Below are 2,576 nucleotides of genomic sequence, written 5' to 3'. Positions count from 1 at the left end.
CCGCGCCCAGGACCTGCTCCGCGGCGCGCTGGCCGGGGTGGAGTACGTCGAGGCCCCCGGGGAGGCCGCCTTCTACGGCCCGAAGATCGACATTCAGATCGTCGACGCGGCCGGCCGCGAGTCGACCATCTCCACCATCCAGGTGGACTTCGACAAACCGGAGAAGTTCCACCTGTCGTACACCGATTCCGACGGCAGCAGGCGTCGGCCGGTCCTGCTGCACCGCAGCCTGGTCGGCAGCATGGAGCGGCTGTTCGCGTACCTCATCGAGGTGCACGAGGGCGCGTTCCCGGCCTGGTACGCGCCCGTCCAGTTGGTGTTGCTGCCGGTGGACGACGGGCAGGCCGACGCGGCGGCGGAACTGGCCCGGCGGGCCGTCGACGCCGGCCTGCGGGTCGAGGTCGACACCGCCGGCTCGCTGGGCGCCCGGGTACGGGACGCGACCCGCCGCCGCGTCCCGTACCTCGGGGTGCTGGGTGCCCGGGAGGCGGCCGACGGCGCGCTCGCACTGCGCCTGCGCGACGGCCGCGCCCTGGCCCCGATGCCCGCCGCCGCCGTGCTCGCCCTGATCGGCCGGCAGGTCGCCGCCCGCGCCGCCGACCTGCTCCCGGCGGACTGAGCCGCCCACCGGGCTGAGGTGGACCGTCGATCGTGTGGCGCGCACGGCGGTCCGCCCTCAGACCGACGCCGGCTGGGCCCCGGCGGGCGCGGCTGGTTCCTCGTCGACCGCGGCGCCGGTGAACTGCGAGCGGTAGAGCCGGTGGTACGCGCCGTGGGCGGCGAGCAACTGCTCGTGGGTGCCCTGCTCGACGATGCGGCCGTTCTCCATCATCAGGATCAGGTCGGCGTCGCGGATGGTGGAGAGCCGGTGCGCGATGACGAAGCTGGTCCGGTCCGAGCGCAGCGCCGCCATCGCCCGCTGGAGCAGCACCTCGGTGCGGGTGTCCACCGAGCTGGTCGCCTCGTCCAGGATCAGCAGGGACGGCTCGGCGAGGAACGCCCGGGCGATGGTGATGAGCTGCTTCTCGCCGGCGCTGACATTGCTGCCCTCCTCGTCGATGACCGTGTCGTAGCCGTCCGGAAGGCTGCGCACGAACCGGTCCACGAAGGTGGCCCGGGCCGCGGCGATGATCTCCTCCTCGGTCGCGTCCGGCCGGCCGTACGCGATGTTGTCGCGGATGGTGCCGCCGAAGAGCCAGGTGTCCTGCAGCACCATGCCGATCCGTCCGCGCAGGTCGTCGCGGCGCATCGTGGTGATGTCCACCCCGTCGAGGGTGATCCGGCCGGCGTCCAGCTCGTAGAACCGCATGATCAGGTTGACCAGGGTGGTCTTGCCGGCGCCGGTCGGGCCGACGATGGCCACCGTGTGCCCGGGCTCGGCGACCAGCGACAGGTCGTCGATCAGCGGCTTGTCCGGCGTGTACCGGAAGGAGACGTGCTCGAACTCGACCCGGCCGTGCGGGTCGACGACCCGGGCGGGCTGGGCCGGGTCGGGGCTCTGCTCGTCGGCGTCGAGCACCGCGAAGACCCGCTCGGCCGACGCCACCCCGGACTGGAGCAGGTTCGCCATCGAGGCGAGCTGGGTCAGCGGTTGGGTGAACTGGCGGGAGTACTGGATGAACGCCTGCACGTCGCCCAGGCTCATCGTCCCGGAGGCCACCCGCAGTCCGCCGACCACGGCGATGGCCACGTAGCTCAGGTTCCCGATGAACATCATCGACGGCATGATGATCCCGGAGATGAACTGGGCGCCGAAGCTGGCCCGGAACAGCTCCTCGTTCTTCGCGTGGAACGCGGCCTCCACCTCGCGCTGCCGGCCGAAGACCTTCACCAGCTCGTGACCGGTGTACGCCTCCTCGATCTGGCCGTTCAGCTCGCCGGTGTGCTTCCACTGTGCGATGAACTGCTTCTGCGAGCGCTTGGCGATGCGCTGGGTGACCAGCACCGACAGCGGGACGGCGACCAGAGCCACCAGGGCCAGCAGCGGGGAGATCCAGAACATCACGGCCAGCACGCCGATGACGGTCAGCAGCGAGGTGAGCAGCTGGCTGAGGGTCTGCTGGAGGCTCGTCGAGATGTTGTCGATGTCGTTGGTGACCCGGCTGAGCAGCTCACCGCGGGGCTGCCGGTCGAAGTAGGGCAGCGGCAGCCGGTTGAGCTTCTCCTCCACCTCGGCGCGCAGCCGCAGCACGGTGCGCTGCACCACCCCGTTGAGCAGCCAGCCCTGCCACCACGACAGCACGCTCGCCGCCAAATAGAGCCCGAGCGCCAACAGCAGCACCCGGCCCAGGGCGCCGAAGTCGATGCCCACTCCGGGCACCACGTCCATCCGGGCCAGCATGTCGGCGAAGCTCTCGTTGCCGCTGGCCCGCGCCGCCGCGACGGCCTGTTCGGTGGTCGTGCCCGGGGCCAGTCGCCGACCGATCACCCCACTGAAGATCAGGTCGGTGGCGTGGCCGAGGATCTTCGGGCCGGCCACGCTGAACCCGACGCTCACCACGGCGAGGGTGATGATCGCGGTCAGGTGCAGCCGGTGCGGGCGCAGCCGACCGAGCAGCCGTCGGGCCGACGGCCCG

Annotated in this window: 2 protein-coding genes; one reads left to right on the top strand and one right to left on the bottom strand. The window is 71.5% G+C overall.

What is annotated here, in order from left to right; translation table 11 throughout:
* The coding region (locus AB0J68_RS30690; protein ID WP_363942206.1) for a His/Gly/Thr/Pro-type tRNA ligase C-terminal domain-containing protein at nt 1-619 on the top strand (619 nt) is incomplete at its 5' end.
* A gap of 57 nt (nt 620-676) precedes the next feature.
* Here AB0J68_RS30690 and AB0J68_RS30685 read toward each other — a convergent pair.
* On the bottom strand, nt 677-2,576 hold a 1,900-nt coding region (locus AB0J68_RS30685), incomplete at its 5' end, for an ABC transporter ATP-binding protein (protein WP_363942204.1).

Source organism: Micromonospora sp. NPDC049580 (genome assembly GCF_040675595.1).
In the GTDB taxonomy this organism is placed as follows: Bacteria; Actinomycetota; Actinomycetes; order Mycobacteriales; family Micromonosporaceae; genus Micromonospora.
This window is presented reverse-complemented; position numbering and strand designations above follow the sequence as displayed.